The organism is Candidatus Halocynthiibacter alkanivorans (assembly GCF_003333265.1).
Taxonomy (GTDB): domain Bacteria; phylum Pseudomonadota; class Alphaproteobacteria; order Rhodobacterales; family Rhodobacteraceae; genus Halocyntiibacter_A; species Halocyntiibacter_A alkanivorans.
Window position 1 is genome coordinate 42224 of the sequence record NZ_QOLB01000034.1, and the last position, 17345, is coordinate 59568.

Genomic DNA, 17345 nt, shown 5'->3' on the forward strand with positions numbered 1-17345 from the left:
CTGATGACCTTGATCAGCAACCACATGCCGACTGAAGAACTGCAACGTCTTGACGCGGCGCATCACATGCACCCGTTTACGGCGGGCGCCGAGCTGAATGCCAGGGGGGTCCGGGTGATTACCCAGGCCAAAGGCGTGACTTTGACCGACTCGGATGGAAAAGAGATTTTCGACGCCATGGCCGGGCTGTGGTGCGTGAACATCGGCTATGGCCGCGAAGAGCTGGCACAGGTGGCGGCGCGGCAGATGAACCAGCTGCCCTATTACAACACGTTTTTTCAGACCACACATGTGCCGGTGATCGCGCTGTCAAAACGCCTTGCAGATCTTGCGCCCGGCGATCTGAACCATGTATTTTACGCCGGGTCTGGCTCTGAGGCCAACGACACCAATATCCGTCTGGTGCGCCACTATTGGGCGGCCAAAGGCAAGCCCGACAAGAAAGTGATCATCAGCCGTAGAAACGCCTATCACGGCTCGACCCTGGGCGGCGCCAGTCTCGGCGGCATGCAGGCGATGCATGCGCAGGGCGGGCTGCCGATCCCCGATATCGCCTATATTGATCAGCCCAACTGGTATGCCGAAGGTGGCGATTCCAGCCCTGAAGACTTCGGCCTGGAGCGGGCACGCCAGCTGGAGGCCAAAATCGCCGAGCTGGGTGAAGATAATGTCGCAGCCTTTATCGCCGAGCCGGTGCAGGGGGCGGGCGGGGTGATTATTCCGCCCTCAACCTACTGGCCAGAGCTGCAACGTATTTGTGACGCGCATGAAATTCTGCTGATCGTTGACGAGGTCATCTGTGGTTTTGGCCGCACCGGCAACTGGTTCGGCTCAGAAACCTATGGTATTCGCCCCGATATCATGACCATCGCCAAAGGGCTGTCTTCCGGATACCAGCCGATTGGAGGCTCGCTGATCTGTGACGAGGTCGCCGATGTCGTCAACAACGCCGGCGATTTCAACCATGGCTATACCTATTCCGGCCATCCGGTTGCAGCAGCCGTCGCGTTGGAAAATCTGCGCATCCTGGACGAAGAAAATATCGTCACTAATGTGCGTGACGTGACCGGCCCCTATCTGGCGGAAAAATGGGCGCAACTAGCGGATCACCCGCTGATCGGCGAGGCAAAGATCGTCGGGATGATGGGGTCGGTCGCGATGACCCCGGATAAATCCGCCCGGGCGCCGTTTTCGTCCGATCCCGGTGTCGTTGGGACGATCTGCCGGGAAAATTGTTTCGCCAATGGTCTGATCATGCGTCATGTCGGGGACCGGATGATCATCTCGCCGCCGCTGATCGTGACAAAGTCTGACATCGATACAATGATGCGGTTGGTGGTGAAATCGCTGGATCAGACCTATGCGTCCGTTAAGGCCGACGGCTTGCTCAACGCGGCCTGAAGCCAAAGGACGCAGCGTGGATATTCTGACCTCAAATGACCAGGTGGGCGTCTACCCGCCCTCCTATTACGCGGACTCAGCGCAGCCACTTGCGGAATTTCCCTCCGCCAAAGGCGCGCTGAAGTGCGACGTCTGTGTGGTCGGCGCCGGATTTACCGGTCTGTCTGCCGCGCTTCATCTGGCACAGCGCGGGTATGATGTGGTGCTGTTGGATGCCCATCGCGTTGGCTTTGGTGCCTCGGGTCGCAATGGCGGTCAGGTCGGGATGGGCCAGCGTCTGGAACAGGAAGAACTGGAGCAGATGCTGGGTATGGATCATGCCCGGGCGCTGTGGGATCTGGCCTGTGAATCTGTACAGAAGGTCCGCGATCTGGTCCGCGACAATGATATGGATTGCGGGTTTGCTGATGGCATCATCCATGCTGACCACCGGGCCCGGTTTGTGCGGGACAGCCACGCACATGCGGAAAAGATGCGCCGGGACTACAATTACGATCTGATCCGTCCTCTGGACCGTGAGGAAATCCGCCATCTGGTCGGCTCCCCCGCCTATCATGGTGGTTCACTTGATATGGGCGGCGGCCACCTGCATCCGCTGCGTTACGCATTCGGCCTGGCCCGGCTCGCCCGGGCGGCCGGGGTGCGAATCTTTGAGCGCTCAAAAGTGCTGAGTGTGGAGGAGACTAGCCCAGCAATACTGCGCACGTCTGAGGCAGAAATCACCGCAGCGCATGTGGTTATGGCCTGCAATGGCTATCTGGGGCGGCTGCAAAAACAAGTCGCCGCCCGGGTGATGCCGATCAACAATTTTATTGTTGCCACCGAACCCCTTTCTGAAAAAGCCGCAGACGCGTTGATCCGCAACAATCACGCTGTGGCGGATTCCAAATTTGTCATCAATTATTTCCGCCTGTCTCAGGACCGTAGATTGTTGTTTGGCGGCAGCGAGTCCTATGGCTATCGATTCCCGGCAGATATCGCCGCGCTGGTGCGCAAACCGATGTTGAAAATCTATCCGCAACTGGCGGAAACGCACATCGACTATGCCTGGGGCGGAACGCTTGGGATCACGCTGAACCGGATGCCACATTTCGCCAGAATCACCGGCAATATCCTCAGCGCCAGCGGTTATTCCGGACACGGAGTGGCAATGGCCACCCTGGGCGGGCGGCTGGCGGCAGAAGCCATCGCGGGCCAGGCTGAACGGTTTGACCTGATGGCCTCTGTTCCGACACCACGTTTCCCGGGCGGAGTGGCGCTGCGCTGGCCACTGCTGGTTCTGGCAATGACCTGGTTTTCGCTACGCGACAAGATCTGACACCGGCGCGGGGATACTGTTTGTAAGAGAGGATGACACGATGATCGTATCACATGTGAAGCAATTCTATATTGATGGCCAATGGGTTGATCCGGCGGAACCGTTTGCTTTTCCGGTGCTGAACCCGGCGACTGAGGAAGAGATCACACAGATCTCGCTCGGCTCCAAAGCGGATGTCGACCGGGCGGTTGTCGCGGCGCGCCGGGCGTTTGAAAGTTATTCTCAGACCACGCGGGATGAAAGGATTGCCTTGCTCGAACGGATCCGGGCGGTCTACGAGGCCCGGTATGACGACTTTGTTGCGGTGATCATTGCCGAACTAGGTGCGCCGGCAAGCCTGTCCAAAAACGCTCAGGCGGCGGTGGGACTCGGACATCTTGATGGGGTACTCGCCGCGCTTAAAGCGCAGAAGTTTGAGGAGACCAGTGCCAATGGGGACCTGATCCGGCGCGAGGCAATCGGTGTGTGTGGGTTGGTTACCCCATGGAACTGGCCGATCAACCAGATCGTGCTGAAGGTGCTGCCCGCCCTTGCCGCCGGCTGCACGATGGTGCTGAAACCTTCTGAGCTGACACCGCTTGATGCGCTGCTTTATGCCGAAGTATTGCATGAGGCCGGCGTGCCTGCGGGCGTATTTAACCTGGTCAACGGTGATGGGCCCGTTGTGGGGGCGGCGATGTCTGCTCATCCCGGAATTGATCTGATGTCCTTTACCGGATCCACCCGCGGTGGTGTGGCGGTGACACGGGATGCGGCGGCGACGGTGAAACGTGTCACGCTTGAGCTGGGCGGAAAATCCCCAAACATTATATTTGCGGATGCGGATGTGGAACAAGCCGTCGTACGCGGCGTGCAGCACTGCTTTCAGAACACAGGCCAGTCCTGCAATGCCCCGACCAGGATGCTGGTGGAGCGCAGCGTCTATGACAAAGCACTGGAGGTGGCGCAGAAGACAGCCGCGGCGCAGGAGATTGGTGATCCACAGGACCCAGGCGACCATATCGGCCCTCTGGTCAGCCAGATGCAATATGACCGTGTTCAGGAACTGATCGCGGCCGGCGTTGACGAGGGCGCGCGATTGCTTGTCGGAGGCCCCGGAAAACCTGAAGGGTTTGAAACAGGATACTACGTTCGCCCGACTGTATTCGCCGATGTTTCCAATTACATGCGCATTGCTCAGGATGAGGTGTTCGGTCCGGTTTTGACCATCATTCCCTTTGAGGATGAGGCCGATGCGATTGCGATCGCCAATGCAACGCCTTACGGGCTTGCGGCCTATCTGCAAACCGGCGATGAGGCGCGCGCCACCCGCGTCTCAAGGCAGCTGCGGGCAGGCATGGTGCATATCAACGGCTCGGATATCAGTTGGGGCAGCCCGTTTGGGGGCTACAAAATGTCCGGGATTGGCCGTGAAGGCGGGGCGTTTGGTCTGGAAGATTTTCTTGAGGTGAAAGCCATTTCGCGACCGTAAAGCTGCCGGTACCCGGTCCGGTATGCAAATGAATTCCGGAATCCACTTATTCTGTGGGTTCCGCCTGATTTCTTAAGTTGACGTTGCAGGGGCAGGTGGTGCGGTCAAGTTCAGCACCTGATGCGCTGCATTGAGGGATCCAGCAGTGGTTTTAAAGAGGCCGTGGCCTTGATCCGCTCTCCCGCCACGTCAATCTCCCAGGCGCCCTGATTGACGATATCGGCGGTCAACGGTTCATCCAGAGTGGCAAACCCAATACCGACAGCGCCGCCCAAAGTGTGGCCATAGCCGCCAACTTGCAAATAACCCACCTCAACGCCGTTCAGCAAGATCAGCTCATTGCCATAGAGCAGCGGCTCGGGATCTTGCAGCAGGAATTGCAGCATCCGGTTGTTCGGCACGCCCTTCGATTTGATCGCAGCCAGCGCGTCGCGGCCAATGAAGCCGCCTGGTTTGTCCAGTTTTACTGCAAAACCAAGACCCGCCTCGATCGGGTTGTCGGTGTTGTCCACATCTAGCCCAAAATCGCGGTAGGCTTTTTCCAGCCGCAGAGAGTTCAGTGTTTGCATGCCGGCCTGCCGCAGACCAAATTCGCCACCCGCCTCGACCAGCAGGTCAAAAACCTGCACCGCGTGGATCGCGGGCACATGTAATTCCCAGCCAAGCTCTCCGACAAATGTCACCCGCAGTGCGAGGATGTTGAAATAGCCCACATCGATATTCTGCGCGCTCATGAAGGGGAACGCGTCATTGCTCAGGTCGGTTGAGCTGACTTTCTGCATCAACTCGCGCGCCTTTGGGCCATGGATGTTGATCTGAGTGACGCCAGGCGTGGCGTCAAAGATTGCCACGAATTCGCCCTCGCCGATATGGCGACGCATGCGCATTTCTGTGTGACCGTGTGAATTTTCACCGACCACAATCATAAATTTCTCGACTTCCAGCCGGGTCACTGTCAGATCCGCCTCAAAACCGCCAGCCTCATTCACCCATGCGGTATAGACAATACGGCCGGGCGCCACATCCACGTCGTTGCAACTGAGACGGTTGAGAAGTGCACAGGAATCGCGGCCCTGGACGATGAATTTTGACATGCTGGACATGTCCATCAGGATCACATCTTCACGTGCAGCACGGTGTTCTTCGGCGTGCCACTCGAACCAGTTCTGGCGGAACCAACTGTAGCGTTCAACGCTGGCCTGCGCGGGTATTGGTGCGAACCAGTCCGGCATTTCCCAGCCAAGGCCTTCGGTAAAACAGGCGCCGGCAGCGGCCAGCCGGTCATGGATGACGGAGCGTTTCAAGTCGCGCGCGGTTTCAAAGGCCTCGTTGTGGTAATGTTGGCCGAACATTTTCCCCAACAGTTCAGGACCCCGGTCGCGGCGGAAGGCGCGGGTGGCTTCGTTTCTGGAAAACCGGTTCACATTCATGCCGGTGACGTCAATCTTGGGAATGCCGTCGACGATCCAGTGCGCCAGAACTTTGCCGGTCCCAGCCCCGTTCAGAATGCCCAGCGAATTCATGCCGCAGGCCACAAAACAATTGCGCAATTCGGGCGTTTCACCCACCAGTGGGGCAAGATCCGGAGTAAAGCTTTCCGGCCCGCAGAACAGTTTGCGCACACCGGTGTTGAGTGTTGACGGCACCCGGGAATAGGCGCGTTCGAGATGGGGGCCGACCCGGTCCCAGTCGGGTTCGATTTCACCAAACGAAAAGTCCTCAGGAATACCGTCAAGCTTCCACGGGGCCGCGCCAGGTTCAAACAGCCCCAGCATTAGCCCGCCCACCTCTTCGCGGTAATAGGTGTAGGTTGAAGGGTCTTCGAGAACCGGCAGGTCACGTGGAAGCCCTTCGATGTTCTCGGTGATCAGGTAATAGTGCTCGGCGGCCTGCAGGGGCAGATTGATGCCAGCTTTGGCACCCAGTTGCCGCGACCACATCCCGCCGCAAATAACGACATTTTCCGCAGTGATGGTCTGACCGTCTGCCGTGCGCACGCCGGTTGCGGTGCCATTTTTAGCAATGATTTCAGCGACGTTGACACCTTCAAAGATCCGCGCCCCACCCATGCGTGCGCCTTTGGCAAGTGACATGGTCAGGTCAACCGGGTTCGCCCGGCCGTCTTCTGGTATGTAGAACCCCGCCAACACATCACTGAGATCACCAATGGGAAACAGCTGCTGCGCTTCCCCGGGCGAGACTTCGTGAATGTTGATGCCGTGACGCCGCATGAAGGGGGCTAGCCGGCGCATTTCATGCACGCGTTCTTCGTTATTGGCGATCTGCAAATAGCCGACGTCGCGAAATCCGGTGGGGAGCCCGGTCTCCGCCTCAAGACTGGCATAAAGATCACGGCCATGGGTGTAGATCTCACATTCGGCCTCCGTCTTCAGAAGACCTGCTACAATCAGCCCTGCCGCGTGCCACGTTGTGCCGCTTGTCAGCCGGTCACGCTCCAACACCACCACATCCGTCATGCCCAGTTTGGTCAGATGGTAAGCCGTATTACAACCTATGGAGCCGCCACCGATAATCACGGTCTGGGCGTGTGTTGGAAGTGGATTATTCATCGTGCGGCTCCTGCAGGGATTCGGCATCTGATAAATTATGGGTTTGACTTGCCACGAAAATCAACCCACTGATTGAATGAACATTCAGTGGAGTTGCCAGATGGTTGACGCAAAAACCAAAAAACCACAACGCACCGCGCCGCCGGAAATACGACGCAAGCAGTTGATCGAAGCAACAATCACCTCAATTAGCCAGAACGGTATCCCGGGAACCACCATGACGACGGTTACTCGCCAGGCGGGGCTCTCCCTTGGACTGGTGAATTTCCACTTTAAGAACAAAGACAACCTGCTCGAGGAAACTCTGAGGTTTCTGGCCGAAGAACATCGGGACCGGTGGGCGAATAAGATCTCCAGGCCCGGCCTGAGCGCGGCACAGAAGGTAAATGCCATCATCGATGCGCAGTTCCACCCGCATATTTGCAGTCGTAAAAAGTTAACGGTGTGGTTCGCATTTTTTGGCGAGGCGGCGTATCGCAAGTCCTACCGCAGCATCACCACGCGGATAGACGCCGAACGGTTGGGGGTTCTTGAAGATCTGTTTCAGCAGATCATATCGGATGGCGATAGTAAGGGGATTGATGCCAGGGGCGTCGCCAGCACCTTAGAAGGTCTTTTCGACGGGTTCTGGCTGAATATGCTGATGTATCCGGTCAAGTTTACGCGCGCAGATGCGGTGAAACAGATCCGCACTTACCTGGCCACGACTTTCCCGTCCCATTTTCAACGGGTTAGGGCGGTATGAGCCGGGACCCGCGTTACGATATCCTGTTTGAGCCGGTCCGGATCGGGCCGGTGGTGGCAAAGAACCGTTTCTATCAGGTGCCCCATTGCACCGGCATGGGGGCGTTGCGTCCGCAAATGCTTGCGGAAATGCGCGGCGTGAAAGCCGAGGGTGGCTGGGGCGTCGTCTGTACCGAGTATAATTCGATCCATGCCAGTTCGGACGATTTGCCCCATCCATCTGCCGCTCTGTGGACGGACAATGACATCCGCACCCATCGGTTGATGACGGACAAAGTTCATGAGCACAGCGCGTTGGCGGGGGCGGAGCTGTGGTACGGTGGCGCGCGCACGGCGAACCTGATGACCCGCGAGGTGCCGCTGGATCTGGCCAGTTTTCCGAACCTGGCAGGTCACCCGTATCAGACCCAGGCCATGGACAAATCCGACATCCGCAACTTTCGCCACTGGCATCGCAACGCCGCATTACGCGCGAAAGAGGCCGGTTTTGATATCGTCTATGTCTATGCCACCCACGGGTATCTTATCTCTAACTTTTTGAATCCGCACATGAATACCCGTGGCGATGAATATGGTGGATCGCTGGAAAACCGCACACGACTGGTGCGGGAGTTGATTGAGGAAACAAAAGATGCCGTCGGTGACACTTGTGCCGTCGCGGTGCGGTTTGCGGCAGATGAAACGATTGGTGAAGACGGGGTGCCGGTTCATGGCGAGCGGCGCGAGATGTTTGAGATGCTGGCAGAGCTTCCGGATCTCTGGGATATCAATATTGCCGACTATTCTCTGGAGATGGGTGTCTCGCGTTTTGTGAAAGAAGCGCCGCTGGAACCCTATATGGATTTTGTGAAATCGGTGACCTCAAAACCGGTGGTGACTGTGGGCCGGTTTACCTCGCCTGACACGATGGTCAGCCAGGTAAAACGGGGGATCACCGACCTGATCGGTGCGGCGCGTCCGTCCATTGCTGATCCGTTTCTGCCCGCCAAGATAAAGGCCGGAAAACTCGAGGAAATTCGCGAGTGTATTGGCTGCAATGTCTGTTACTCGGGTGACAGTCTTGGGGTGCCGATCCGCTGCACTCAGAACCCGACTATGGGCGAAGAATGGCGCAAAGGTTGGCACCCGGAAAAGATCGCTGCAAAGGGCTCAGACACAAGGGTGTTGATCGTTGGGGCCGGGCCTGCCGGGCTGGAAGCGGCGCGGGCATTGGGGGCGCGGGGGTATGAGGTTATGCTGGCTGAGGCCCGTCGGAATTTGGGGGGGCGTGTCAGTCTGGAAAGCACACTTCCGGGCATGAGTGAATATGCCCGGGTGCGGGATTATCGTGAACAACAACTGCTGAATATGCCAAATGTCGCCGTTTTCCGCGAGAGCCTCATGACGGCAGAAGACATTTTTGAGCTCGGAGTGGACCACGTTGCGATTGCCACGGGTTCCAGCTGGCGACGGGATCGGTTTGACGGTGAAGCCTATGTTTCCATTACACAAACCGGTGTCGAAATCCTGACGCCAGACGATATCATGGCGGGCAAAATGCCTGCGGGTCCAACACTGATTTATGACGAAGACAACTACTATATGGGTGGGGTAATTGCGGAACGTGTTTTGCGGGGAAATGTGCCTGTAACACTGGCAACTCCGTCTGACAGTGTGTCGGCCTGGGCTGGGATGACGTCGGAGCGCTGGCGGGTGCGCAAACATCTGATGAAACTGGGTGTGGCGTTGGAGCTGTCGCAGAGTCTTGAGAGCTTTGACGGCAGCGCCGCGCGTCTTGTCTGTGAATATTCGGGTGCTGTGAAGGAGCTGGCGGTTACCTCCGTTGTAATGGTCTGTCAGCGCCGGCCGGAAGACGGGTTGTATCAAAGCCTCGCCCGCAAAGTTGGTGGTGATTTCAAAGACCTACCCTTCACCCTTAAGCGGATTGGCGATTGCCAGGCGCCAGCGATTATAGCGGCTGCGACCTATGCCGGGCACCGGTATGCGCGAGAACTTGATGCGCCTGCGGAGCCGGATCAGGTGGCAAAACGGGACCTGTCAGAGCGCCGCTAGAGGCGGTGTCAACTGAGCACATCGGGGTGGCGTATTCCCAATTTTTTGGCAGTTTTGTGGCTGGGAGGCCCGGACCCAAAGCGCGGTAGCTTCAAGCTTTGTCAGGGGCTGCGAACTTATGTGAAAATTGCACATTTCAGCGCGCGGGTTATGCAAAACCGGAGCCAAACCGAGAACATGTTTTGTCTGCCGCTGCGGCGGTGAGTCCTTTTGGCAGTTCCGGGAGGGCGAAAGCGGGTCAGGCCAGGGACCACGAATGAGACGACGGCGCGGCCTGGGAGCGCTGAGCTGCGCTGAGCACCGGGAGTTTGTCCTGAACGGCTTAGACCCGGGACCTGCGTTGGAGCGCGCGAAAATATCGTTAAATCCTGAAGGCGACGGCGTGGGCCAGATCGCTCGGCCGCCACATGGGCCGATCTGTTGCAGCAGCTCTGTTCAGACCCGTCGGTAAGTTGTGATCTGCGCTCTGATATGTTACGATATTTTGAATGACGTGAGGATTGAGTAACGTAATTGTTGCATCTTCTCACCCGCCGGTATATCACCGACCGTACGGTCAGTTATTTCGGCGGTGCAGGGAGCGATATCGGTATGGATGCTTTTATTTGTGATGCGGTGCGCACCGCCATCGGACGTTATGGTGGGGCTTTGTCATCCGTGCGGCCGGATGATCTGGCGGCAGTGCCAATCGCAGCGCTGAAGGCGCGCAACCCGGATGTTGACTGGGCCAGCCTGGACGATGTTATCCTTGGTGCCGCCAATCAGGCCGGCGAGGACAACCGCAATGTGGCGCGTATGGCAGCATTACTAGCAGGCTTGCCGCTGGAAGTGCCAGGCACCACCATCAACCGGCTTTGTGCGTCGGGCATGGATGCGGTGGGCATGGCGGCGCGCGGGATCCGCGCTGGCGATTATGATCTGGCGATTGCCGGCGGTGTGGAAAGCATGAGCCGGGCGCCCTTTGTGATGCCCAAGGCGGAGGCCGGGTTTTCCCGCGCCAACGCAGTTTATGACACCACCATCGGCTGGCGCTTTACCAATCCGAAGATGAAAGAGGCGGTCGGGGCGGACTCGATGCCGCAGACTGCGGACAATGTGGCCGCTGATTATGGTATCAGCCGCGCCGATCAGGACGCTTTTGCCGCCCGCAGCCAGGCCCGTTGGGCCCGGGCGCAGGCAGACGGTTTTTTCCGGGACGAGATCGTGCCGGTATCGGTGCCGCAACGCCGGGGCGATGCTGTGGTGGTGGACACCGATGAGCATCCGCGGCCAGGCACCACGGTCGAAAGCCTGTCCGGGCTGCGCGCAATCAATGGAGCAGATCTGACGGTGACGGCGGGCAATTCATCGGGGGTGAATGACGGTGCTGCGGCCATGTTGCTGGCCAGTGATGCCGCCGCCGCGCAAGATTCCCTGACGCCGATGGCGCGGGTGGTGGCGATGTCGGCTGCCGGTGTGGCGCCGCGTGTCATGGGCATCGGACCGGTGCCGGCGGTGCGTAAAGTGCTGGCAAAAACCGGGCTGACGATTGGCCAGATGGATGTGATCGAGCTGAATGAGGCCTTTGCCAGCCAGGGGCTGGCGGTGCTGCGTGAACTGGGGTTGGCCGATGACGCAGAGCATGTGAACGCCAATGGCGGTGCCATCGCGATGGGGCATCCGCTGGGCATGTCGGGTGCGCGGCTGGTGTTGACGGCGGCGTATCAATTGCAGCGCAGTGGCGGGCGTTATGCGCTTTGCACCATGTGCGTGGGTGTCGGACAGGGTGTTGCCCTGATCCTGGAACGGGTTTGAGAGGAGAGCGCGGATGTATGCACAGATGGTGAAAACCTCCGGCAGCGGGGTGAAATCCCGCAGCGAGATGGGTGCCCAGGAGCAGGCGTTTCAGGCGCGCATTGATGCGGGGGACAAGATCGAACCCCGCGACTGGATGCCCGACGAGTACCGCAAAACCCTGATACGCCAGATCGGTCAGCACGCCCATTCCGAGATTGTGGGGCAATTGCCCGAGGGCAACTGGATCACCCGGGCGCCGACTTTGGAGCGCAAGGCGATCCTGCTGGCCAAGGTGCAGGATGAAGCCGGTCACGGGCTGTATCTATATTGCGCTGCTGAAACGCTGGGGGTGAGCCGGGATGAGCTGCTGACGGAACTGCACGCCGGGCGGATGAAATATTCCTCGATCTTCAACTATCCGACGCTGAACTGGGCCGATATCGGTGCGGTGGGCTGGCTGGTGGACGGGGCGGCGATCGTCAATCAGGTGGCGTTGCAACGCACCTCATACGGTCCTTATTCCCGCGCCATGGTGCGGATCTGTAAAGAAGAGAGTTTCCACGCGCGTCAGGGTTTTGTCATCATGATGAAGATGGCCTCAGGCACGCCTGCACAAAGGGCGATGGCGCAGGATGCGCTGGACCGGCTGTGGTACCCGTCGCTGATGATGTTTGGCCCGTCTGATAAGGATTCAGTGCATTCGGAGCAGTCGATGGCCTGGAAGATCAAGGTCAAATCTAACGATGAGCTGCGGCAGAAATATGTCGATCAGACCATTCCGCAGATCGAATATCTCGGGCTGAAATGCCCGGATGCGGATATTCGCTGGAACGGTGAGAAAGGTGGGTATGACTTTTCTGAGCCGGACTGGGCGGAGTTTTATGAGGTGATCAAGGGCAACGGGCCTTGCAACAAAGAACGCCTTGGTGCGCGGGTGAAAGCCTGGGACGACGGGGAATGGGTGCGGGACGGGCTGATGGCCCATGCGCAGAAAAAAGCCGCTGCAAAACATGCAGCCGCACAGGAAGGATCCGGAAATGTCGAATGAATGGCCGCTTTGGGAGATTTTTATCCGCGGGCAGCATGGCATGTCGCACCGGCATGTGGGCAGCCTGCACGCACCGGACGCGGAGACAGCGATCAGGAACGGGCGCGATGTTTATACAAGGCGCAATGAGGGTGTCAGTATCTGGGCGGTGGAATCGGCGCATATTGCCGCCTCTGCGCCCGGGGACAAGGGACCGTATTACGACCCGTCCGACAGCAAGATCTACCGCCACCCGACGTTTTTCGACATTCCTGATGAAGTGGGGTCGATGTAGTGGGCCGGAATGACGCGCTGTTTCAGTTTTTGTTGCGGCTGGGGGACAATACGCTGATCCTCAGCCACCGGGTGTCTCAGTGGTGCGGCCATGGGCCGGTGCTGGAAGAGGATATCGCGCTGGCCAATACCGCGCTGGATCTGATCGGGCAGACCCAGCTGTGGCTGGGGCTGGCGGGAGAGATTGAGGGCAATGGGCGCAGCGCCGATGATCTGGCCTATCTGCGCGATGCCTGGGATTTCCGCAATCTGTTGCTGGTCGAGCGGCCCAACGGGGATTTCGGTCAGACCATGATGCGGCAATTCCTGTTTGACGCCTGGCAGGTGTTGATGCTGGAACGTCTGATGGGGTCCGGTGATGCGCGCGTCGCGGCGATTGCCGAGAAGGCCAGCAAAGAGGCGGCCTATCACCTGGAGCGTTCGTCGGGCACCGTCATTGGTCTTGGCGATGGCACTGAGGAAAGCCACCGGCGGATGCAGGCGGCGCTGGAGGATCTCTGGCCCTATAGCGGCGAGATGTTTGTCGGCGATGAGGTCGACGAGGTGCTGGCGCAGGCGGGCATTGCGCCTGATGCGGGCTCCCTGAAAGAAGAATGGGAGCAGATGGTCGGGAACGTGCTGGCAGAGGCGACCTTGAGTGTGCCGGGGGCCGCATATGTACAGAAGGGCGGCAAATCCGGCGTGCATACCGAACACCTGGGATTTGTGCTGGCGGAGATGCAGTTCCTGCAGCGCGCCTATCCGGGGGCGTCATGGTAGCCAGCAGCGCAACCAAACTCCCAGCCACAGCCATGGTCGCGAGTGCTGATACGGTCGCGGACGACGCTACCGTTGCTGATGCCTCCATGATCGCGGACGCAACCACGGGCGCTGGTGCCAGGGGAGCGGGCACAGCAAAAGCCCCAACCGCATCCAAGGTCGCGAGTGCTGATACGGTCGCGGAGGAAGCTACCGTTGCTGATGCCTCCATGATCGCGGACGCAACCACGGGCGCTGGTGCCAGGGGAGCGGGCACAGCAAAAGCCCCAACCGGAGCCACCGACCCGGGCGCAGCTATGAGCGCGGGTGCCATGGGGCTGGGCAAGGGGCAGGTTGAAGCTACCGTTGCGGACAGCGTCCCGTCACTGGAGCAGGTCTGGAGTTGGCTTGACACCGTGCCCGATCCGGAGATCCCGGTGATCTCGCTGGTGGATCTGGGCATTATCCGCGACGTGGCCTGGCAGGGCGACACCCTGGTTGTCACCGTCACCCCGACCTATAGCGGATGCCCGGCGACCAGCATTATCAACCTGGACATCGAGACTGCGCTGCGCGGTCATGGCATCGAGACGCTGCAGATAAAGCGGCAGTTGTCACCGGCCTGGACCACCGACTGGCTGTCAGACGCCGGGCGCGCAAAATTGGAAGATTACGGCATCGCCCCACCGCAACCCGCAGGTGGCCCCGAGCGTTGTCCCAATTGCCAGGCAACGGCGCTGAGCCGGGTCAGCCAGTTTGGTTCCACCCCGTGCAAGGCGCTGTGGCGCTGCGACAGCTGTCTGGAACCGTTCGATTATTTCAAGTGTATCTAGGGAAGAGATCTATGCCCCGTTTTCACGCGCTTACTGTGACCAATATCCACAAAACCATCCGCGACGCGGTGGTGTTGACGCTTGCCCCTGATGCCGGTGCAACCGGTGATTTTGAATTTATCCAGGGCCAGTATCTGACCTTTCGCCGCACCTTTGACGGCGAGGAGCTGCGCCGCTCATATTCGATCTGTGCCGGGGCGGATGAGGGTATTTTGCAGGTTGGCATCAAACGTCTTGAGGGCGGTACATTTTCGACCTGGGTCAATGAAGAGCTGCAGGTTGGGGACCGGGTCGAGGCGATGCCGCCGATGGGCACCTTCCACATTCCGGTTGGGGAGCGCGACGGCAAACACTATCTGGGCTTTGCCGGTGGTTCGGGTGTCACCCCGGTGCTGTCGATCCTGAAAACGGTTCTGACACGTGAACCGAAGTCACAATTCACCCTGGTCTATGCCAATAGGGGGCTGAATACGGTGATGTTCCGCGAGGAGTTGGAGGATCTGAAGAACCTCTATCTCGGTCGTCTCAGCATTGTGCACGTGCTGGAAACTGATGCCCAGGATATTGAGCTGTTCACCGGTCTGGTGGACGCGGAAAAATGCGCGCAGCTGTTCAAATACTGGATCGATATCAAGTCGGTGGATACCGCGTTTATCTGTGGGCCGGAGCCGATGATGCTGGGCATTGCGCAGGCGTTGAAGGAGCACGGCCTGGGCGAAGATCAGATCAAATATGAGCTGTTTGGCACCGGTCAGCCGGGCCGGGTCAAACGCAAGGCAGTTGCCGTCGGTGCGGCAGATCGTGCGGGCACAGCGCAGGTCAGTGTCACCATGGACGGGGCGCGGCGCGCGTTCACCATGCCCAAAGACGGGGTGACCCTGCTGGAGGCGGCGATTGAGAACAACATGGATGCGCCGCACGCCTGCAAGGCCGGCGTTTGTGCGACCTGTCGCGCCAAAGTGCTGGAGGGCGAGGTGGAAATGGTCAGCAACCACGCGCTGGAGGATTATGAGGTGGCGCAGGGCTATGTACTGACCTGTCAGTGTTACCCGCTGTCCGATACGCTGGTGCTGGATTACGATCGGTAGCACCGGGTCATTTGCGGCGCGCGGCGCAAGTGTCGCCAGCGCCGTCTGACACAAAAAAATCCCGACCGTCAGGGCCGGTTTTTTTTGCATTTTTGAAGGTCTGGTCGGGCGCTCAGGCGGTGATGCCGTGCAGCACCAGGTCGGCGACGCGGGCTGCATAAGAGGTGCGCGCTTCGGTACTGTTGTCGCGGCTCCACATGTAGTGCCAGTTCAGCATGCCAAAGACCGACATGGTGGTCTCGTGCAGGGCAATCTTGTCGTCTGCGAATTTTTGCGGTGCCACGGACCTTACCGCCGCGGACATCTGCAACACCATATCGCGCTGATAGCCGCGCAGGGTCTTTTGCTGTTCAGGCGGCAGCGCGCGCAGGCTTGAGGACTGCACGCTGTGTTCGGCATCCGCGCCCTGATAGGCCAGCAGCACCTCGGTGATGAGGGCGCGCAGATGTTGCTGCGGGTCCTGGCCTGCGCCATTCACCGCCGCCAGCCGGTCCCGCAGGTCTTCAAGATAGCGGTCGAGCAGATCGTAAAGCAGCGCGTCTTTGCCGCCGTAATAGTGGTAGATATTGGCCTTGGAGATGCCGCAGGCCTTGGCCAGCTGGCTCATTGAGGCGCGGTCAAAGCCGTGTTCGGCAAACACTTTTGCTGCCGTTTTCAGGATCTGACCACGTTTTTCGCTGTAGTCTTTGGCAATGGTTCTGGCCACGTCTATTCCTTCGGACGGTTGTCAATGACACGCTGCGCTTTGCCTTGTGAGCGCGCAACACCGCCGGGGTCTGCGACATTGATCTCGGTGGACACCCCTACAACATCTTTGATGCGTTTGGAAAGCATGCGCGCAGCGGCGTTTTTGCCAGCCTCATTGGCGGAGCCGGGTTCCGCTTCAACAAAGACGCGCATTGCGTCCATACGGCCGGCGCGGAACAGTTCGATCTGGAAATGCGGCGCAAGGCCGCCGGTGGCGAGCACCTGTTCTTCGATCTGGGTCGGGAACACGTTGACGCCGCGCAGGATCATCATGTCGTCTGAGCGGCCGGTGATTTTCTCCATCCGGCGCATGGAGCGCGCGGTGCCAGGCAACAGCCGGGTCAGATCGCGGGTGCGGTAGCGGATCATCGGCAAGCCTTCTTTGGTCAGCGTAGTAAAGACCAGTTCGCCCATTTCGCCGTCGGCGACCGGCTCACCGGTCTCCGGGTCGATGATCTCGGGGTAAAAATGGTCTTCCCAGATGTGCAGTCCGTCTTTGGTCTCGACACATTCGCTGGCGACACCCGGGCCCATGATTTCGCTGAGCCCGTAGATATCCACCGCATGCATGTCAAAGGCGTCTTCGACCTCCTGGCGCATGGCGTTGGTCCAGGGCTCAGCGCCAAATACACCGACCTGGAGTGAGCAGTCGCGCGGGTCCAGCCCGCGGCGGTGGTACTCCTCAAGGATGTTGAGCATATAGGACGGGGTGACCATGATGGTGTGCGGTTTGAAATCCTCGATCAGCGTCACCTGGCGCGGGGTCTGGCCGCCGGACACCGGCACCACAGTGGCGCCAAGCCGTTCGATGCCGTAATGGGCACCAAGGCCGCCGGTGAACAGACCGTAGCCATAGGCGTTGTGCACAATGTCGCCGGCGCTTGTGCCCGAAGCGCGCAGGCTGCGGGCGACCATATCGGCAAACACATCGATGTCGTTTTTGGTATAGCCCACCACGGTGGCCTTGCCGGTGGTGCCGGAAGAGGCGTGTAAGCGCACGATCTGTTCCCGTGGCACCGCAAACAGGCCAAAAGGGTAGTTGTCGCGCAGATCATTTTTCACCGTGAAAGGGAATTTGGTCAGATCGGCCAGCGACTTCAGATCATCCGGGTGCACCCCGTGCTCATCAAAGCGGGCGCGGTACATCGGCACATTGTCATAGGCGTGTTTCAGCGACCATTTCAGCCGCGCGAGTTGCAGCGCCTGGATTTCATCGCGGGAGGCGATTTCAATCGGGTCCGGATCGGCTTTATATGCGCTCAGGTCTTTCATTCTGTTCTCCCTGT

The 17345-nt window shown here is 59.1% G+C and carries 14 protein-coding genes; 11 read left to right on the forward strand and 3 right to left on the reverse strand.

All coding sequences use genetic code 11. The features are described 5' to 3' along the window. Positions 1 to 3 precede the first annotated feature (3 nt). Genes DWA01_RS02530 through DWA01_RS02540 form a run of 3 tightly spaced genes read left to right on the forward strand, consistent with a single transcriptional unit; the run spans position 4 to position 4190 of the window. Entirely contained in the window at positions 4 to 1401 is a 1398-nt protein-coding gene (locus DWA01_RS02530; protein WP_114284078.1) for an aspartate aminotransferase family protein, read from the forward strand. Between the two features lie 16 nt (positions 1402 to 1417). Continuing rightward, complete coding sequence (locus DWA01_RS02535) at positions 1418 to 2719, forward strand: NAD(P)/FAD-dependent oxidoreductase (protein WP_114284079.1); 1302 nt, start codon at positions 1418 to 1420, stop codon at positions 2717 to 2719. A 40-nt stretch (positions 2720 to 2759) separates the two neighbouring features. Next, a complete protein-coding gene (locus tag DWA01_RS02540) occupies positions 2760 to 4190 on the forward strand; it encodes an aldehyde dehydrogenase family protein (RefSeq protein ID WP_114284080.1) in 1431 nt (476 codons plus the stop codon). A 110-nt stretch (positions 4191 to 4300) separates the two neighbouring features. Here the strand turns inward: DWA01_RS02540 and DWA01_RS02545 are convergent, their stop codons facing one another. Then, the gene (locus tag DWA01_RS02545; RefSeq protein WP_114284081.1) at positions 4301 to 6760 is read right to left on the reverse strand and encodes a GcvT family protein; all 2460 of its coding nucleotides are present in this window, start codon (positions 6758 to 6760) and stop codon (positions 4301 to 4303) included. A gap of 100 nt (positions 6761 to 6860) precedes the next feature. Here DWA01_RS02545 and DWA01_RS02550 point away from each other — a divergent pair, with 100 nt between their 5' ends. The 8 genes from DWA01_RS02550 to DWA01_RS02585 all read left to right on the forward strand — a co-directional run bounded on the left by DWA01_RS02550 (position 6861) and on the right by DWA01_RS02585 (position 15312). Next, entirely contained in the window at positions 6861 to 7505 is a 645-nt protein-coding gene (locus tag DWA01_RS02550; RefSeq protein WP_114284082.1) for a TetR/AcrR family transcriptional regulator, read from the forward strand. After that, a complete protein-coding gene (locus DWA01_RS02555; RefSeq protein ID WP_114284083.1) occupies positions 7502 to 9556 on the forward strand; it encodes an oxidoreductase in 2055 nt (684 codons plus the stop codon). Before DWA01_RS02550 ends, DWA01_RS02555 begins: the two co-directional genes overlap by 4 nt. 591 nt (positions 9557 to 10147) lie before the next feature. Beyond that, a complete protein-coding gene (gene pcaF, locus DWA01_RS02560; protein ID WP_114284118.1) occupies positions 10148 to 11350 on the forward strand; it encodes a 3-oxoadipyl-CoA thiolase in 1203 nt (400 codons plus the stop codon). A 13-nt stretch (positions 11351 to 11363) separates the two neighbouring features. Further along, entirely contained in the window at positions 11364 to 12380 is a 1017-nt protein-coding gene (gene paaA, locus DWA01_RS02565) for a 1,2-phenylacetyl-CoA epoxidase subunit PaaA (protein ID WP_114284084.1), read from the forward strand. Then, positions 12370 to 12654: a 1,2-phenylacetyl-CoA epoxidase subunit PaaB gene (gene paaB, locus DWA01_RS02570; protein WP_114284085.1), complete on the forward strand. Its 285-nt coding sequence runs from the start codon at positions 12370 to 12372 to the stop codon at positions 12652 to 12654. Before paaA ends, paaB begins: the two co-directional genes overlap by 11 nt. Beyond that, entirely contained in the window at positions 12654 to 13412 is a 759-nt protein-coding gene (paaC, locus tag DWA01_RS02575) for a 1,2-phenylacetyl-CoA epoxidase subunit PaaC (RefSeq protein WP_114284086.1), read from the forward strand. The genes paaB and paaC overlap by 1 nt, the downstream gene beginning before the upstream one ends. A 311-nt stretch (positions 13413 to 13723) precedes the next feature. Then, entirely contained in the window at positions 13724 to 14224 is a 501-nt protein-coding gene (gene paaD / locus DWA01_RS02580; protein WP_114284119.1) for a 1,2-phenylacetyl-CoA epoxidase subunit PaaD, read from the forward strand. 11 nt (positions 14225 to 14235) lie between these two features. Beyond that, the gene (locus DWA01_RS02585; RefSeq protein WP_114284087.1) at positions 14236 to 15312 is read left to right on the forward strand and encodes a 2Fe-2S iron-sulfur cluster-binding protein; all 1077 of its coding nucleotides are present in this window, start codon (positions 14236 to 14238) and stop codon (positions 15310 to 15312) included. Between the two features lie 112 nt (positions 15313 to 15424). Here DWA01_RS02585 and DWA01_RS02590 read toward each other — a convergent pair whose 3' ends face one another. After that, positions 15425 to 16018 carry a TetR/AcrR family transcriptional regulator gene (locus tag DWA01_RS02590; protein WP_114284088.1) on the reverse strand — a complete coding sequence of 198 codons (594 nt, stop codon included), beginning with the start codon at positions 16016 to 16018 and terminating at the stop codon, positions 15425 to 15427. A 2-nt stretch (positions 16019 to 16020) separates the two neighbouring features. Further along, positions 16021 to 17331, reverse strand: a complete 1311-nt coding sequence (paaK, locus tag DWA01_RS02595) for a phenylacetate--CoA ligase PaaK (protein ID WP_114284089.1) — start codon at positions 17329 to 17331, stop codon at positions 16021 to 16023. Positions 17332 to 17345: the final 14 nt, after the last annotated feature.